Consider the following 15,691-nt stretch of genomic DNA (forward strand, 5'->3'; position numbering starts at 1 on the left):
CCACTCAAGAGGAGTTACGCAAGTGACTGAAATGTTCTACGACGACGACGCCGACCTGACCATCATCCAGGGCCGCAAGGTTGCCATTGTTGGCTACGGCTCGCAGGGCCACGCCCACGCGCTCAACCTGCGCGATTCCGGCGTCGAGGTCACCATCGCGCTGAAGGAAGGCTCCAGCTCGATCGCCAAGGCCGAGGACGCCGGCTTCACGGTCAGGAACGTCGCCGACGCCGCCGAATGGGCCGACGTCATCATGATCCTGGCGCCGGACCAGCACCAGCGCTCGATCTACAACGACTCCATCAAGGACAAGCTGAAGCCCGGCAAGGCCCTTGCCTTCGCCCACGGCTTCAACATCCGCTTCGGCTACATCCAGGCCCCGGAAGGCGTTGACGTCATCCTGGTTGCCCCCAAGGCTCCGGGCCACACCGTCCGCCGCGAGTTCGAAGCCGGCCGCGGCATCCCGGACATCATCGCCGTCGAGCAGGATGCTTCCGGCTCCGCCTGGGACCTGGCCAAGTCCTACGCCAAGGCAATCGGCGGTACCCGCGCCGGCGTCATCAAGACCACCTTCACCGAAGAGACCGAAACGGACCTCTTCGGCGAGCAGGCTGTCCTCTGCGGCGGTGTTTCCCAGCTGGTCCAGTACGGCTTCGAGACCCTGACCGAAGCCGGCTACCAGCCGCAGATCGCCTACTTCGAGGTGCTCCACGAGCTCAAGCTCATTGTTGACCTCATGTGGGAAGGCGGCATCGCCAAGCAGCGCTGGAGCGTTTCGGATACCGCTGAGTATGGCGACTACGTCTCCGGCCCGCGCGTCATCACCCCTGCGGTCAAGGAAAACATGCAGGCTGTCCTCGCCGACATCCAGTCCGGTGCCTTCGCCAAGCGCTTCATCGAAGACCAGGACAACGGCGGCGTCGAGTTCAAGGAACTGCGTGCCAAGGCTGAGCAGCACCCCATCGAGGCTGTTGGCCGCGAACTGCGTTCCCTGTTCTCCTGGCAGCAGCAGGACGTGGACTACGTAGAAGGTTCCGCCGCCCGCTAAGGCTGCCCGTTGGGCGCCGCATAAAGGCAGCAGTGAGGCCGGGTTCACACTTAACAATGTGAGCCCGGCCTTTCCGTCGGCCTAGACTTGTTTCCATCCCCAGGACTGCAACGCAGAGGATCAGCCGTGTCAAAACCCGTAGTACTGCTCGCCGAAGAACTTTCCCCCGCCACTGTCGAGGCCCTCGGCCCGGACTTCGAGATCCGCCAGACCGACGGCGCTGACCGTTCCCAGCTGCTCTCTGCGATCGGCGATGCCGACGCCATCCTGGTCCGTTCAGCCACCCAGGTGGACGCCGAGGCGATCGCCGCTGCCAAGAACCTCAAGGTCATTGCGCGTGCAGGAGTCGGCCTGGACAACGTGGACATCAAGGCCGCCACCCAGGCCGGCGTGATGGTGGTCAACGCCCCCACGTCCAACATTGTCTCCGCTGCCGAGCTCACCGTAGGCCACATCCTCAGCCTTGCCCGCCACATCCCGCAGGCCAGTGCCGCCCTCAAGGACGGCGAGTGGAAGCGCTCCAAGTACACGGGCATCGAACTTTTCGAAAAGAAGATCGGCATCATTGGCCTGGGCCGGATCGGTGCCCTCGTGGCGGCCCGCCTGAAGGGCTTCGACACCAAGATCCTGGCGTACGACCCCTACATCACCTCCGCCCGTGCAGCGCAGCTCGGTGTGCAGCTGGTGACCCTGGACGAGCTGCTGGCCCAGTCCGACTTCATCACCATCCACATGCCCAAGACCCCCGAGACGGTGGGCATGCTCGGCGCGGAAGCCTTCAAGAAGATGAAGAACACGGCCTACGTGGTCAACGTCGCCCGCGGCGGCCTGGTGGATGAGGAGGCCCTGTTCACCGCCCTCCAGGACGGCACGATTGCCGGTGCCGGCGTGGACGTATTCTCCAAGGAGCCCAGCACCGACCTGCCGTTCTTCAAGCTGGACAACGTGGTGGTCACGCCCCACCTCGGCGCATCAACTGACGAAGCGCAGGAAAAGGCCGGCGTCTCGGTGGCCAAGTCCGTCCGCCTGGCACTGGCCGGCGAGCTCGTCCCGGACGCAGTCAACGTTGCCGGCGGCGTCATTGCCCCCGACGTCCGCCCGGGCATCCCGCTGATTGAGAAGCTGGGCCGGATCTTCACGGCCCTGACGCATGCGTCCCTGACCCAGTTCGACGTCGAGGTGGCCGGCGAGATCTCGTCCCTGGACGTCAAGGTCCTGGAGCTTGCGGCACTCAAGGGGATCTTCGCGGACGTGGTGACCGAGCAGGTCTCCTACGTCAATGCCCCGGTCATCGCCGAGCAGCGCGGCATCAACGTCCGCCTCATCACCACTCCGGAAACCGAGTCCTACCGCAACGTCCTCACCTTGCGCGGCGCACTCAGCGACGGCACGCAGATCTCCGTGGCCGGTACCCTGACCGGGCCCAAGCAGATCGAGAAGCTGGTCGGAATCAACGGGTTCGAAGTTGAAATTCCCATCAGCGAGCACCTGGTGGTGGTTGCCTACACCGACCGTCCCGGCGTGATCGGAACCATCGGCCACATCCTGGGCATGAACAACATCAACATCGCAGGCATGCAGGTGGCACGCCACGACCAGGGCGGCCAGGTGCTCGCGCTGCTCACCATCGACAGCTCCGTGCCGCAGCAGGTCCTCGATGCCATCAAGGCCGGCATCGGGGCCGAGATGGTCCGGGAAGTGGACCTGGAGGACTAAACCGGCGGTCCGCCGAAACGCCGTACCACCATCGTCCGCTCGGCGCGTCCCGGCGGGGCCACGTATAATTGGCCGGTCTGCTTACAATGGCTGGGTCCTCTTTCGGACCGGGCCGGCAGGCCGGCCAATACCTTTTGCACATCCGTCCGTGATCGTCCATGTCCGCCCCGCGCGGTTTCGAATGTGCGCACGCAATCCAGGTTTCAGGGAGTTCAATGAACGCCGTCCAGAGGTTCATCAGAAGCAAAGTGCTGCTGTTGACCGCGGCCATCTTGATCGCAGCCATGTGCTTGTCGGTCCTCGTCCAAAGCCAGTCGCAGGCGGCGCTCAGCCGGACAGTGGATGAAAATTCACGGGGACTCTATGATGTCCTGGTCCAGGCAAAGGCGCCCTCGGGCGCGCTGCTGCAGCCGGAGATCGCCAACGGCACTGGCGGCATCAGCTTCGAACAGCTGGAGGGCATCCGGAAGCTGTCGGGAACCGCGGTAGCAGCGCCCATCAGCCTTGTATCCCGGGTGACGCAGAACCTTGAAGCGCCGCGGCTGGACGCCATGGACTACCTGGGCTACAACGCCGGCCTCGCAGGCACCGCGACGGCGGACCAGGCCGCCGGGGCCACCGCTCCTGCTGAGTGGCCCGCGGCAGAGTCCGTGCTGAGCGATGAGGCCAAGAAGTACCGCCTCACCGCTACCGCAGTGAGCTCCGACGGCGTTTCAGAGCAGACGCTCTTCAAGTCCACTGCCGAAGGCACCCTGGGCAAGGCCAAACTCGTAGAGGAGCGAGCAGCCGGGGGGAGCAGCATCCGCATCGCCGCCCCCGAAGGTGAAACGGGCATCAAGTTCCCTGCCCCGGCCGGCGGTTCCGAACACAACCTGTTCAACCTGTCAGTGTCGCTGCCCCTCGCCCCGGAGGTCACGGAATCCGTGGTCGCCGTCGATCCCGCCGCCGAGCGTGCCCTGCTGGGTACCGCCGGTGACTTCCTGGCCCCGCTGGAAAAGGCTCCGCCCGCTGACGCGCGTGATGCCGGAGCGATCGGCCGCTACTTTGAAGGCCTTTTCACCAACGGCATCGGCCTGGACGAGCTGGAAGAAGGCCCGGACTTCCTGGGCGTGAAGCTCAAGCACTGGGCACCCCTGATGACGCAGTACCAGCAGGCAAAGCGCACCGGCCAGTTGACCGCCGACTCCCAGGCCATTCCCCTCATCGTGCGTTCGGGCACGTCCCTGGACCTGAAGTACAACGTCAAGATTGAGGAAATCGACGACTCCGGCAAGGTGGTCAAGGACGTCGGAACAGCCTCCCAGTCATTGGGGGAGGACTATCTCCCGTTTGTCTCCAAGGACCCCTTTGCTCTCTCGTGGCCCGGATCCACGGATCACTCCTCACTCCTCGGAGCCACCGGCAACTTCAACCAGGGCCTCTACACGCCTGCTGAATGGAGCACGGACTTCGCAGCGGCCCCGAAATACACGGACGGCGAGGCTGCGGCCAATGGCGCCGTCGGCAAGAACGCGGTACCCGGCGAATGGGTCACAATCAACCGGCTGCCCGAAAAGAGCGCCAACGGCACCCCCGTTGACCAGACCCAGCGCGAGCCCGTGGACGAACGCTCCTACCGTGAAAACCTGGAGACGGGGGAGCAAAAGGCAGCAGCCCCCCTTGCCATGGTTTATGGAACATTCGATCCCTCCGCTGTGGCAGAGGCCGCCGGGGACGTCAACAAGCTTCCGTTGGGCGGCTACGACCCCACTCCCTTCACCCTGGTCAAGGACGCCGAGGGCAAGGACGTTCCCGCCGCCGAGCTTGAGCCTTCACTGAGCGCCACCGGGCTTGCCAGCCAGTCCGCCGGCGCCATCACCGACTACTACGGCCTCGCGGCTGCCCGCGGCTACAAGGACAACGCGGCAGTCATCGACGCCGTGCGTGTCCGTGCCGATGCTCCCGGCAGCTGGAAAGAGGCACAGCCGGACGTTGAAAAGCTCGCCGGGGAGATCCGCGACATGGGTCTGGAGGCCACGATCGTGGCCGGTTCTGCCCGCGAGGACGCCAGCATCTTCGTCCCCGGCTACTCCAAGGACGACGCCGGCAAGGAATCCCCCCTGGGCACGGTCCAGCAGCCGTGGGTCCGGCAGAATGCAGCGGACGCCGTGACTGGTTCCCTGTCCGGGACCAACACCACGCTGCTCTTCCTGACGCTTTGCGGCGCCGCCCTTCTCACCGGTGCTTCCACCGTCAGCTACATCCGCAAGCGGCGGAGCGAGGCAGGAACGCTGCGCGCCATGGGCTGGACCCAGCGGCGGATCCGCAGCTGGGTGCTGGAGGAATTCGGTGTGGGCGCGGTGCTGCTTGCCGTGGCCGGCATCGTTTTGAGCCTGGTCAGCTGGAGCCTCACCACAGCCCTCGTGTGCGTATCCGTACTGGTCCTGTACGCCGGGGCTGCGTTCTTCGCAGCCCAGCAGCTGCGCCACCGCGACGTCATCGACCAGGAACCGCAGCATGACGAGCGGCTGATACCGGTGGATTCACCCCTGACGTTCGCGAACCGCCAGCTGGGCACCAACAAGTTCAACACCCTTGCCTTGGCTGTTGCCGTCGGCGTCTTCGGGGCAGCAGTAGGCGGGCTCATCGCGCTGCTGATCGACATTCCCCGCGCGGCCGGCGCCAGTGCGCTGAGCGGGCTCGCCGCTGCCAGCGTGGCGCTGCCGAGCATTCTCCTGGCTCTCGCGGGCGTCGTCGTGGGCCTGGTATTGACCCTGGTCACCGGCCGCTTTGAGCTCAACGCCAAGCGGCAGTACCTGGGCATCCTCGAGGCCATGGGCTGGAACCCGGACATGCTCCGCCAGGTGAGGCTGTTCGAGAACGCGCTGGTGGGAACCGTGGCACTGCCCCTGGGCGTGCTGGGCGCCCTGGGCATCGGCCTGCTGCTGGCACCTTATGCCGCACTGTGGGCGGGCGTGGCCGGCCTCGTGGCTGTACTTTGCTGGATACCGATTGCAACGAAAGTGGTCCAATGACAAACCAGACCAATGTCCAGCGGAGCCGCAGGAGCGGCTCCGGCGACGTCCCCCTGCAGACGCGCGCCAATACCATCGTCAAGGCCGCTGACCACGGGACCCCGCTGGAACTGAGCGACATCACCATCCGCTACGGCGGCGGCAAAGGCGGCGCGGAGGCAGTCAGCGTGGTGGAAGGCTTCGACCTCGCGCTGCACGCGGGCGAAATGCACTGCGTCGCCGGCCGAAGCGGCTCCGGCAAGACCAGCATCCTGACGGTCGGCGCGGGGCTCACGCTGCCGACGTCGGGCCGTGTCTTCTGGGAAGGTGATTCCCTTGAGAGCATGGGCGACGACGAAATCGCCGACCGCCGTCGTGCCCTCATCGGTTACGTGGACCAGGGCGGCGCCCTCATTGATGGAATGAGCGCGCTGGAGAACGTCCTCCTGCCGGCTGTTCCGGACGGGGAAGTGGACCAGCGCCGGGACATGGCCAAGGACCTGCTGGACCTCGTGGGCCTGGGCCGCCGCATGCGCCACCGCCCCGCGCAGCTGTCCGGCGGTGAACGCCAGCGCGTTGCCATCGCCCGCGCCCTGATCCTGGGCACCAGGGTCCTGGTGGTTGACGAACCCACCGCGAGCCTGGACCGTGCCTCCGCAAACCGCATCATCAGCATCCTCAAGGACACCACGTCGGATGGCATCGCGGTCCTGGTGGCTTCGCACGACCACGAACTCGTCCGGCTCAGCGACTCCCTGACCGAACTGATCTAGCCTGTCCCTCCGCACCGAAGGTACCGTCCTCACGTGACTGCTTCAGAGAAAACGCCGTTCTACATCACCACGGCCATCACCTATCCCAACGGTGTGCCGCACATCGGCCACGCCTACGAGTACATTGCCACCGACGCCATGGCGCGCTTCAAGCGGCTGGACGGCTATGACGTGATGTTCCTGACCGGCACGGACGAGCACGGGATGAAGATCGCCCAGACCGCCGAAAAGGAAGGCATCACGCCCAAGGAACTGGTGGACCGGAACGCAGAGGTCTACAAGGCGGCACACTCGGCCCTGGGCATCACGTACGACCGTTTCATCCGGACCACGGACCAGGACCACTACGCGGCTTCGCAGGCCATCTGGAAAAAGATGGAGGCCAACGGCGACATCTACCTTTCCAAGTACGAGGGCTGGTACTCCGTCCGGGACGAGGCGTTCTACGTCGAAGACGACACCGTGGTGAAGGACGACGGCGTGCGCTACTCCAAGGAGACGGACACCGAGGTGACCTGGACGGCGGAGGAGAGCTACTTCTTTCGGCTTTCCGCCTACCAGGACAAACTGCTGGCCCTTTACGAGGCCCAGCCCGAGTTCGGTGCCCCGCAGTACCGGTTCAATGAAGTCATCAGCTTCGTGAAGCGCGGCCTGGAGGACCTGTCCATCAGCCGGACCACGTTCGACTGGGGCGTTCCGGTTCCGGGCAATGACAAGCATGTGATGTACGTATGGGTGGACGCCCTGACCAACTACCTCACCGGCGTGGGCTACCCGGACGTTGATTCGGAGAAGTTCCGGAGGTTCTGGCCGGCGGATGTCCACGTGATCGGCAAGGACATCTCGCGGTTCCACGCCATCTACTGGCCTGCCTTCCTGATGAGCGCCGGCCTGGAACTGCCCAAGCGCGTCATGATCCACGGGTTCCTGCACAACAACGGCGTCAAGATGTCCAAATCGCTGGGCAACGTCGTGGCCCCGGCCGACTTCGTGGAGCAGTACGGCCTTGACCAGGTGCGCTTCTTCTTCCTCCGCGAAGTGCCCTTCGGTGCGGACGGCAGCTACAACCATGAGGCGATCGTTGGCCGGATGAACGCCGACCTCGCCAACAACTTCGGAAACCTCGCCCAGCGGTCCCTGGCCATGGTGGCCAAGAACTGCGACGGCAAGGTTCCTGTTCCGGGGGAGTTCACGGCGGAGGACAGCGCCATCCTGGCGCAGGCCGCAGGACTCCTTGAAGCCGCGCGGGCAGCATTCGAGAAGCAGGAGTTCAGCCGCGCCCTCGAAACGATCTGGGGCGTCCTGGGCGACACCAACGCGTACTTCGCCGAGCAGGCGCCCTGGGTGCTGCGGAAGACCGACGTCGAACGCATGAATACTGTGCTGTACGTGACGCTGGAAGTCCTGCGGATCGTGGCCATCCTTGCCCAGCCCGTTATGCCGACCGCAACAGCAGCGCTCCTTGGCACCCTCGGCCAGCCGGAAGGGGAGGCCCGCCAGTTCTCCGCCATCGGAACGCCGATTGCGGCGGGTACCGAACTGCCGGCTCCGTCGCCGGTGTTCCCCAAGTACGAGGAGCCCGCTGAGGGCTGATCAGGGACGCTCTCTCACTTAATGTGCGTTTTTACCGGATGCTCTCTCACTGCCGAACAGGCGGTGAGAGAGCGTTCGCCGTTTTCCTGCATTAAGTGAGAGAGCGTCTTAGGGTGTTCGGATACTGAGACGGCTTGACCAGCATATGGATGTCTTGGCTACGCTGAAAGCATGAGCGCATCCTCCATCGATCTTGCAGTTATTCCCGGCGACGGCATTGGCCCTGAGGTCATTGCGGAAGCACTTAAGGTGCTGGAAAAGGCTGTCGCTTCCGAGGGCGTTGAGCTCAAGCAGACGCACTACAAGCTCGGCGCCGAGCACTGGCTGGCCACGGGCGAAACCTTGCCGGACCACGTCCTGGCGGATCTTCGAACCCGGGATGCCATCCTGTTCGGGGCAGTAGGTGCAGCCCCGGGTGATACCCGCATTCCCTCCGGCATCATTGAGCGCGAGATGCTGCTCAAGCTCCGCTTCAGCCTGGACCACTACGTCAACCTGCGGCCCTCCCGGCTCTATGGAACCGTGGGCAGCCCGTTGGCCAACCCCGGTGTCATCGACTTCATCGTGGTCCGCGAAGGTACCGAGGGCCCGTACGTCGGCAACGGCGGCACCCTCCGCGCCGGAACTCCCCATGAAGTGGCCACGGAAGTCTCGCTGAACACCGCCCACGGTGTTGAGCGCGTTGTCCGGGACGCCTTCCGCCGGGCCAGCGCGAGGGAGCGCAAGCACGTCACCCTGGTCCACAAGCACAACGTCCTGGTCTTCGCCGGGCACCTCTGGAAGCGTACGGTCGAGGCCGTGGCACAGGAGTTCCCGGAGGTCACCCACGACTACCTGCACGTGGACGCCGCAACCATCTTTATGGTCACCGATCCGTCCCGCTTCGACGTCATCGTCACCGACAACCTCTTCGGCGACATCCTCACCGATCTTGCGGCAGCCATCACCGGCGGCATCGGGCTGGCAGCATCCGGCAACATCAACATGGACCGCACCGCGCCGTCGATGTTCGAGCCGGTCCATGGCTCTGCCCCCGATATTGCCGGCCAGGGCAAGGCAGACCCCACCGCCGCCATCCTGTCCGCAGCGCTCCTGCTGGACCACCTTGGCTACACCCGGGCAGCCCGCAGGATCGAGGCGGCAGTGAGCGCCGACGTCGAAAAGCGCGACGGCGGTGCACGCACCACCACCGCTGTGGGCGACGCCATCGCCGCCGGCCTGTAGCCGCGCCTGGGGCTGGCGGCATCGGGCGTAAGCTTGTCTCGAATCACCAAATGCCGCCTTGACGTTCAACGCTGAGGCCAAGGCGGCCGATCGTGGAGGAACCATGACTCAGACTGCCCACGGCGTCGAATTTTCGCAGCAGCTCTCGGACAACCCGAAGTCTGCTGAAGAGCGTGCAGCCATCCTGGCCAACCCGGGATTCGGCAATCACTTCACTGACCACACCGCCATCGTCGACTACACCGTGGACGAGAACGGCAACGGCGGCTGGCACAACGCCCGGGTGGAAGCCTACGGACCGATCTCCCTGGACCCGTCAGCTGCAGTGCTGCACTACGGCCAGGAGATCTTCGAAGGGCTCAAGGCGTACCGCCACGCGGACGGGTCCATCTGGTCCTTCCGCCCGGAGGCGAACGCAGCGCGCCTGAACAAGTCCGCCCGCCGGCTCGCCCTTCCGGAACTGCCTGCCGAGTACTTCCTCGGAGCAATCCGTGAACTGGTTGCCGCCGACAAGGACTGGGTTCCCAGCGGTGACGGTGAGGCCCTGTACCTGCGGCCGTTCATGATTGCCACCGAGGCCTTCCTGGGCGTCCGCGCCGCACGCGAGGTTTCCTTCCGGGTGATCGCCTCACCGGCCGGCAACTACTTCGGCGGCGAACTCAAGCCCGTGTCCATCTGGATCTCCCGGGAATACGCCCGTGCAGGCCGTGGCGGTACCGGCGATGCGAAGTGCGGCGGCAATTACGCAGCGTCGCTGATTGCCCAGCAGGAGGCCGAGGCCAACGGCTGCAAGCAGGTTCTCTTCCTGGACCAGTTCAATGACAACGCTGTTGAGGAACTGGGCGGGATGAACGTGTTCTTCGTGATGAAGGACGGCTCACTGGTCACCCCCGCGCTGACCGGCACCATCCTCGAAGGCATCACCCGGATGTCCGTTATCCAGGTGGCCAAGGACATGGGACGCGACGTCACCGAGCGGAAGATCACCCTCGATGAATGGCGCGACGGCGTTGCCTCCGGTGAGATTGCCGAGGTCTTCGCCTGCGGTACTGCCGCCGTCATCACCCCGATCGGGGTCCTCAAGGACACCACGGAGTTCATCGGTTCCGAGGACGCCAAGGCCGGGGAAACCACCATGGCCATCCGCGAAAAGCTGTTGGGCATCCAGACCGGCGCAGTCCCCGACACGCACGGCTGGCTGACCAGGCTCGCCTAGTCCTGCGTTTCCCTGACTGAAAAAATTACGACGGCGCCTGCCGGGCTCATCCCCGGCAGGCGCCGTTCGTTGTGCGGAGGGAGGGTTAGCGCCGCGCGGCCTTCCGGGCGGCATTCTTCAGTGCCTTGCGGGAAACGGGCTTCAGGGCCTTCCGTGCAGCTTCCTCCTCCAGTGCACGGTTGCGGCGGGCGTCGATAATGTCGTTCCACAGCGTCGTCGCGAAGACGCCGCCGTCCTGCGCGTACACATCGTAGGGGTAATCGGCGAATAGAGGCGGCGTCGTGTTGCCGGAGGGCAGCTCCTGCCCTGTTGCTTTCGAGACGGCGTCTGCAATAGCCCAAGTCCTTGTCAAGTGGGGCGTGAGGTTCTCCTGGACAAACAGGGCTGCATCGCCGGAGGCAGCGGCCCGTTTCAGAAGCTCGTCCAGTTCTTCCGCCAGGAGCCCGGAGGCCGCTTCCTCTACGGGCGCCGCACCGGACGTCAGATTTTTGGTGAGACCCTCAACCGCTTCGCTCCAGTCGGCGGTCTCGCGGAACTTCTTCCAGGTGGGGAACCAGACGATGCTGCCCGTGGCGTGGTTGTGGATGTGCCGGAGTCCGCTGTTCTTTTCCGTTGCGGCATGGTCGTGGCCGGCGGCATCAGCTTCGGCGAGGAGGTCGGCAAGTCTGGTTGCGGTGCTCATACGGTGTGGTTCCGGCTTTCTGGGGGGATCGATTAGTCTTCCTTGATGCTCAACCCGGGGCCCTGCGTGTTCTATTCCGGCCTGTTCCCCGCGCAACGGCCGCGGCGCTCACGAGCCGGTGCAAAGATGGGATGGTGACTCCAGCTTCCGGCCCCCTCCTGCAGCGCAGCTCAGCCTTGACGCAGTTCGTCCTGGCCCCCAACCCCGGGCCCATGAGCCTCGCCGGCACCAACTCCTACCTGCTGCGGCACCCCGGCCATCCGGGCGCCGTCGTGGTTGACCCGGGTCCCCCCGACGAGGCCCACCTCCAGGCACTCGCCGGTGCAGGCCCTGTTGAACTTATCCTCATCACCCACCGCCACGCGGACCACACCGCCGGCTCCGCACGTCTTCATCAACTGACCGGCGCCCCGGTACGCGCATCGGACCCTGCGCACTGCCACGGCAACGGCACGCCGCTGCTCGACGGCGAGGTACTCCATTCAGCGGGCCTTGACGTCAGCGTGCTGGCAACGCCCGGCCACACCTCCGATTCAGTATGCTTCCACCTCCCCGGCGACGGCCCGCACGGCTCGGTGCTGACCGGGGACACCATCCTGGGCAGCGGCACCACGATGCTTGACTATCCGGACGGCACCCTCGGGGAGTACCTGACCTCCCTCGACAGGCTGGAATCGCTGGGGCCCGCCGCCGTCCTGCCCGCCCACGGCCCTGTCCTGCCGTCCTTGACGGACGTCGTCGGGGACTACCGTGCCCATCGCCTCGAACGCCTGGCGCAGATCCGCGCGGCCCTGGACCGGCTCGGCCGGGATGCCACCGTCGGTGACGTTGCTGACGCTGTCTATTCCGACGTCGACCCTTCCGTGCGGCGCGCAGCTGTCACGTCCGTTGCCGCCCAGCTTCACTACCTGCGGGGCTGGGCCGACAGGCCATAAGACGGCGGGTGCCGGTGTGGCGAGACGGTAGGGTAGGAGCCATGCGTATTGCCAGGTTTGTCGTCGATTCTGATCCCCTCTACGGCGTTGTCGAAGGTGACACGGGCAGTGAGGAAATCACTGTCATCCACGGGGACCCTTTCTTCAACGGGGTGGAGCGTACCTCCGTCCGCCACAAGCTGGAAGACGTCCGGCTGCTTGCCCCCATCATTCCCCGCAGCAAAGGGATCGGCGTGGGACGCAACTTCGTGGAACACGCCCATGAACTCGGAAACGAAGTCCCCGCCCAGCCGCTCCTTTTCCTGAAGCCCAACACCGCCGTCGTGGGCCCCAACGATCCCGTGGTGCTGCCCGAGTTCTCCGAGGAAGTCTCCTTCGAGGCGGAGCTGTGCGTCGTGATCGGACGGATCTGCAAGGACGTGCCCGAGGAACGCGTGGACGACGTCATCTTCGGCTACACATGCGGCAACGACCTCACGGCAAGGGATGTCCAGAAGACCGATTTGCAGTGGACCCGGGCCAAGGGCTTTGACACCTCCGCGCCCCTGGGCCCGTGGATCGAGACGGACCTTGATACGGAGGACCTGCAGATCCAGGGCCGGCTCAACGGCGAGCTGCGGCAGGACGGCAGTACCAGCCAGATGATCAGAGGAGTACGGGAACTCGTGTCCGTTGTCTCCCAGGCGTTTACCCTCCTTCCCGGCGACGTGATCATGACCGGGACGCCGGCCGGAGTGGGCCTGGTCAGCGCTGGCGACCGATTTGAAGTGGAGATCGAGGGGATCGGCCGCCTGTCCAACCCGATCGTCCGCCGCTGACGCCTGGCTCCGCGCTGGGGCTTTGCGCCAGACGGTAAAGTTGGAGCCACTATGACTACTGCTTCTGCGTCGAATGCTGCCTCTATCCCGCCCGTCACCGCTGACACGCCCGTTCGGGTCCGCTTCTGCCCGTCGCCCACCGGCACTCCCCACGTCGGGCTGATCCGCACGGCACTGTTCAACTGGGCCTACGCCCGCCACACCAAGGGCACCATGGTGTTCCGGATCGAGGACACGGACTCGGCGCGGGACAGCGAGGAAAGCTACCACCAGCTGCTCGACGCGCTGAAGTGGCTGGGCATCGCCTGGGACGAGGGCGTGGAAGTGGGCGGCCCGCATGAGCCGTACCGGCAGTCGCAGCGAAGCGGAATCTACCAGGACGTCATTGCCCGTCTCCGGGAGGGTGGCTTTGTCTACGAGTCGTACTCCACGCCGGAGGAAATCGAAGCGCGCCACCGTGCCGCGGGACGCGACCCGAAGCTTGGCTATGACGGCTTTGACCGCCACCTGACGGAGGAGCAGCTCGCCCAGTTCAAGGCAGAAGGCCGCGAAGCCGTCCTGCGGCTGCGGATGCCCGACGAGGACATCACCTTCAATGACCTCGTGCGCGGCGAGATCACCTTCCGTGCCGGGTCCGTCCCGGACTTCGCAGTGGTCCGTGCCAACGGTGCGCCCCTGTACACGCTGGTGAACCCGGTGGACGATGCCCTGATGGGCATCACCCATATCCTCCGCGGTGAGGACCTGCTCAGCTCTACTCCGCGCCAGATTGCCCTCTACCGCGCCCTGTACGCCGTGGGCGTTGCACAGTACATGCCGGAGTTTGGCCACCTGCCCTACGTCATGGGCCAGGGCAACAAGAAGCTCTCCAAACGCGATCCCGAATCGAGCCTGTTCCTGCACCGGGAGCGCGGCTTCATTCCCGAAGGCCTGCTGAATTACCTGTCGCTCCTGGGCTGGTCCCTGAGCGCCGACGAAGACATTTTCACTGTTGAACAGCTGGTGGAGCACTTCGATATCCATGACGTCCTGGGCAACCCCGCACGCTTCGACCTCAAGAAGGCTGAGGCGATCAACGGCACGCACGTCCGGATGCTCCCGCCTGAGGTTTTCCGGGAACGCCTCGTTCCGTACCTGCGCGCAGCGGACCTGGTGGGGGAGATCCTGACCGACCGGGAAGAGGAAATCCTCACTGAGGCCGCGCCGCTGGTCCAGGAGCGCATCACGCTGCTGGGCGAGGCGCCCGAAATGCTGGCGTTCCTCTTCAAAGCGGACGACGCCATCGACGTTGCCGCTGATGCCCGAAAGGGGCTCCCGGAAAACCTGGCGGAAGTCCTGGATGCAGCCATCGCAGCGCTCGAACCTGTTGAGGACTGGACGCCGGACAACATCCAGACCGCGCTCAAGCAGGCACTCGTTGAGGACCTTGGCATCAAACCCCGCCTCGCTTTCGGACCGGTGCGCACGGCCGTCTCGGGCCGGCGGATCTCGCCGCCGCTGTTCGAGTCCATGGTGATCCTGGGCAAGGAGTCCTCCCTCCGCCGCCTTCGCGCATTCCGCGGCTGATGACGGCTCCCATGCAGTTAGGCGGCGCGGTCTTGGACACGCCTTTCGGCTCCGTCCGCGGGGTGCTTTTCGACATCGATGACACCCTGGTTGACCTCGAATTCTCGATGACCACCGCCTTGCGGGAAGTCAGCGAACACCTCCTGCCCGGCCTTGACCAGGCCGGGTGGGAGCGGTTCGGACGCATTTTCACCCATGAGACCACGCACTACTACGACCGGTACCTGGCAGGTGAGCTGACGTTCAACGAACAGCGGCTGCTGCGGGGCCGCGCGGCATTGGGGCACTTTGGGATTGAACTTGCCGAGGGCGAGCAATCGCACCAGTGGCTTAGCGCGTATATGGAAAAGCAGCCCGCGTACGTAAAACCGTTTCCGGACGTGATGCCGCTGCTGGATGTCCTGGACGAAGCCGGCATCCCCTACGGGGCGGTCAGCAACAACGTGCATGACTACCAGCGCGCCAAGCTGGATGGGGCTGGACTTGCCCGGGTCAGGCGGCTGGTGGGAACGGACACCCTCGGTGTGGCCAAACCGGATCCGGCCATCTACCTCGAGGGGGTCCGGCTTCTGGGCACGGTCCCTGCCGACACGTTGTATGTGGGAGACAACCGCCTCCTGGATGCCGAGGGCTCGACGGCGGCCGGCCTCCTGGGCGTCTGGCTGAACCGGGCGGGGGAGGTGGCTGCCGGATTCGACGGCGGCATGGTTACTTCGCTGGACCAGTTGGTCAGCTAAGCCTTGATCCACCGATACTGATCGGGGCGCCGACGGCGGTTTAAACCGAGAATGCCCGTCTTTTCAAGGAGAATGGAGCTTGTCTAGAACCCATTGGCCACGAAAAGAGAGGCATCTCGTAGGTGCAAGTTTCGCATAAGCCGTCCGCGGTGTCAGTTTCCTTCGATGAGCCGAACCTCGTGTCGGCTGCCGGGCTCCTGCCGGTCATGACGCTGGCGCGGGACGCCGGGCTGCATGAACTGGGCGATGAATGGCTGAGCGTGCCCACGGATAAGGGTGCAAACGCCGGGCTGAAGGTCGCGTCCCTGGTGGCTGGGATGGTCGCAGGCGCGGACTCGATCGATGACATGGCCCTGCTGCGCCACGGCGGAATGAAGCGGGTCTTCAACG

General features: G+C 65.1%; 12 protein-coding genes and 1 pseudogene. 12 read left to right on the plus strand and 1 reads right to left on the minus strand.

What is annotated here, in order from left to right:
* Nucleotides 1–22: 22 nt before the first annotated feature.
* The 7 genes from ilvC to M8J71_RS15085 all read left to right on the plus strand — a co-directional run bounded on the left by ilvC (nt 23) and on the right by M8J71_RS15085 (nt 10,563).
* Nucleotides 23–1,048 (plus strand): ketol-acid reductoisomerase, encoded by a 1,026-nt coding sequence (gene ilvC / locus M8J71_RS15055; RefSeq protein WP_256248636.1) that lies wholly within the window; start codon nt 23–25, stop codon nt 1,046–1,048.
* A 126-nt stretch (nt 1,049–1,174) separates the two neighbouring features.
* Nucleotides 1,175–2,764 carry a phosphoglycerate dehydrogenase gene (gene serA / locus M8J71_RS15060; protein WP_256248637.1) on the plus strand — a complete coding sequence of 530 codons (1,590 nt, stop codon included), beginning with the start codon at nt 1,175–1,177 and terminating at the stop codon, nt 2,762–2,764.
* 215 nt (nt 2,765–2,979) lie between these two features.
* On the plus strand, nt 2,980–5,778 hold the full coding sequence (locus M8J71_RS15065) for an ABC transporter permease (RefSeq protein ID WP_256248638.1): 2,799 nt from the start codon (nt 2,980–2,982) through the stop codon (nt 5,776–5,778).
* Nucleotides 5,775–6,530: an ABC transporter ATP-binding protein gene (locus M8J71_RS15070; protein WP_163162611.1), complete on the plus strand. Its 756-nt coding sequence runs from the start codon at nt 5,775–5,777 to the stop codon at nt 6,528–6,530. Before M8J71_RS15065 ends, M8J71_RS15070 begins: the two co-directional genes overlap by 4 nt.
* A gap of 33 nt (nt 6,531–6,563) precedes the next feature.
* Nucleotides 6,564–8,123 carry a methionine--tRNA ligase gene (gene metG / locus M8J71_RS15075; RefSeq protein WP_256248639.1) on the plus strand — a complete coding sequence of 520 codons (1,560 nt, stop codon included), beginning with the start codon at nt 6,564–6,566 and terminating at the stop codon, nt 8,121–8,123.
* Between the two features lie 171 nt (nt 8,124–8,294).
* On the plus strand, nt 8,295–9,347 hold the full coding sequence (locus tag M8J71_RS15080) for a 3-isopropylmalate dehydrogenase (protein ID WP_256248640.1): 1,053 nt from the start codon (nt 8,295–8,297) through the stop codon (nt 9,345–9,347).
* Nucleotides 9,348–9,450: 103 nt separating this feature from the next.
* Nucleotides 9,451–10,563 carry a branched-chain amino acid aminotransferase gene (locus M8J71_RS15085; protein WP_256248641.1) on the plus strand — a complete coding sequence of 371 codons (1,113 nt, stop codon included), beginning with the start codon at nt 9,451–9,453 and terminating at the stop codon, nt 10,561–10,563.
* An 85-nt stretch (nt 10,564–10,648) separates the two neighbouring features.
* Here M8J71_RS15085 and M8J71_RS15090 read toward each other — a convergent pair whose 3' ends face one another.
* Nucleotides 10,649–11,245 carry a hypothetical protein gene (locus M8J71_RS15090; protein ID WP_256248642.1) on the minus strand — a complete coding sequence of 199 codons (597 nt, stop codon included), beginning with the start codon at nt 11,243–11,245 and terminating at the stop codon, nt 10,649–10,651.
* Nucleotides 11,246–11,376: 131 nt separating this feature from the next.
* On the opposite strand from M8J71_RS15090, the gene M8J71_RS15095 reads away from it, so the two are divergent.
* From M8J71_RS15095 to M8J71_RS15115, 5 genes and pseudogenes are all read left to right on the plus strand, one after another.
* Nucleotides 11,377–12,180 (plus strand): MBL fold metallo-hydrolase, encoded by an 804-nt coding sequence (locus M8J71_RS15095; protein ID WP_256248643.1) that lies wholly within the window; start codon nt 11,377–11,379, stop codon nt 12,178–12,180.
* Nucleotides 12,181–12,221: 41 nt separating this feature from the next.
* Nucleotides 12,222–12,998: a fumarylacetoacetate hydrolase family protein gene (locus M8J71_RS15100; protein ID WP_256248644.1), complete on the plus strand. Its 777-nt coding sequence runs from the start codon at nt 12,222–12,224 to the stop codon at nt 12,996–12,998.
* 51 nt (nt 12,999–13,049) lie between these two features.
* A complete protein-coding gene (gene gltX / locus M8J71_RS15105) occupies nt 13,050–14,564 on the plus strand; it encodes a glutamate--tRNA ligase (protein ID WP_256248645.1) in 1,515 nt (504 codons plus the stop codon).
* Nucleotides 14,564–15,301, plus strand: coding sequence for an HAD family hydrolase (locus M8J71_RS15110; protein ID WP_256248646.1), 738 nt, complete (start codon nt 14,564–14,566; stop codon nt 15,299–15,301). Before gltX ends, M8J71_RS15110 begins: the two co-directional genes overlap by 1 nt.
* Before the next feature lie 122 nt (nt 15,302–15,423).
* Nucleotides 15,424–15,691: pseudogene (locus M8J71_RS15115) on the plus strand (IS1380 family transposase); the annotation flags it as partial.

It is taken from the genome of Pseudarthrobacter sp. R1 (assembly GCF_024494415.1).
Lineage (GTDB): Bacteria > Actinomycetota > Actinomycetes > Actinomycetales > Micrococcaceae > Arthrobacter.

What these genes read in the sequence shown, in the direction of transcription:
- M8J71_RS15095 (WP_256248643.1), top strand. Translation starts at nt 11,377, where the DNA reads ATGGTGACTCCAGCTTCCGGCCCCCTCCTGCAGCGCAGCTCAGCCTTG.
- M8J71_RS15065 (WP_256248638.1), top strand. Translation starts at nt 2,980, where the DNA reads ATGAACGCCGTCCAGAGGTTCATCAGAAGCAAAGTGCTGCTGTTGACC.
- M8J71_RS15080 (WP_256248640.1), top strand. Translation starts at nt 8,295, where the DNA reads ATGAGCGCATCCTCCATCGATCTTGCAGTTATTCCCGGCGACGGCATT.
- M8J71_RS15110 (WP_256248646.1), top strand. Translation starts at nt 14,564, where the DNA reads ATGACGGCTCCCATGCAGTTAGGCGGCGCGGTCTTGGACACGCCTTTC.
- M8J71_RS15100 (WP_256248644.1), top strand. Translation starts at nt 12,222, where the DNA reads ATGCGTATTGCCAGGTTTGTCGTCGATTCTGATCCCCTCTACGGCGTT.
- M8J71_RS15070 (WP_163162611.1), top strand. Translation starts at nt 5,775, where the DNA reads ATGACAAACCAGACCAATGTCCAGCGGAGCCGCAGGAGCGGCTCCGGC.
- gltX (WP_256248645.1), top strand. Translation starts at nt 13,050, where the DNA reads ATGACTACTGCTTCTGCGTCGAATGCTGCCTCTATCCCGCCCGTCACC.
- M8J71_RS15090 (WP_256248642.1), bottom strand. Translation starts at nt 11,245, where the DNA reads ATGAGCACCGCAACCAGACTTGCCGACCTCCTCGCCGAAGCTGATGCC.
- M8J71_RS15085 (WP_256248641.1), top strand. Translation starts at nt 9,451, where the DNA reads ATGACTCAGACTGCCCACGGCGTCGAATTTTCGCAGCAGCTCTCGGAC.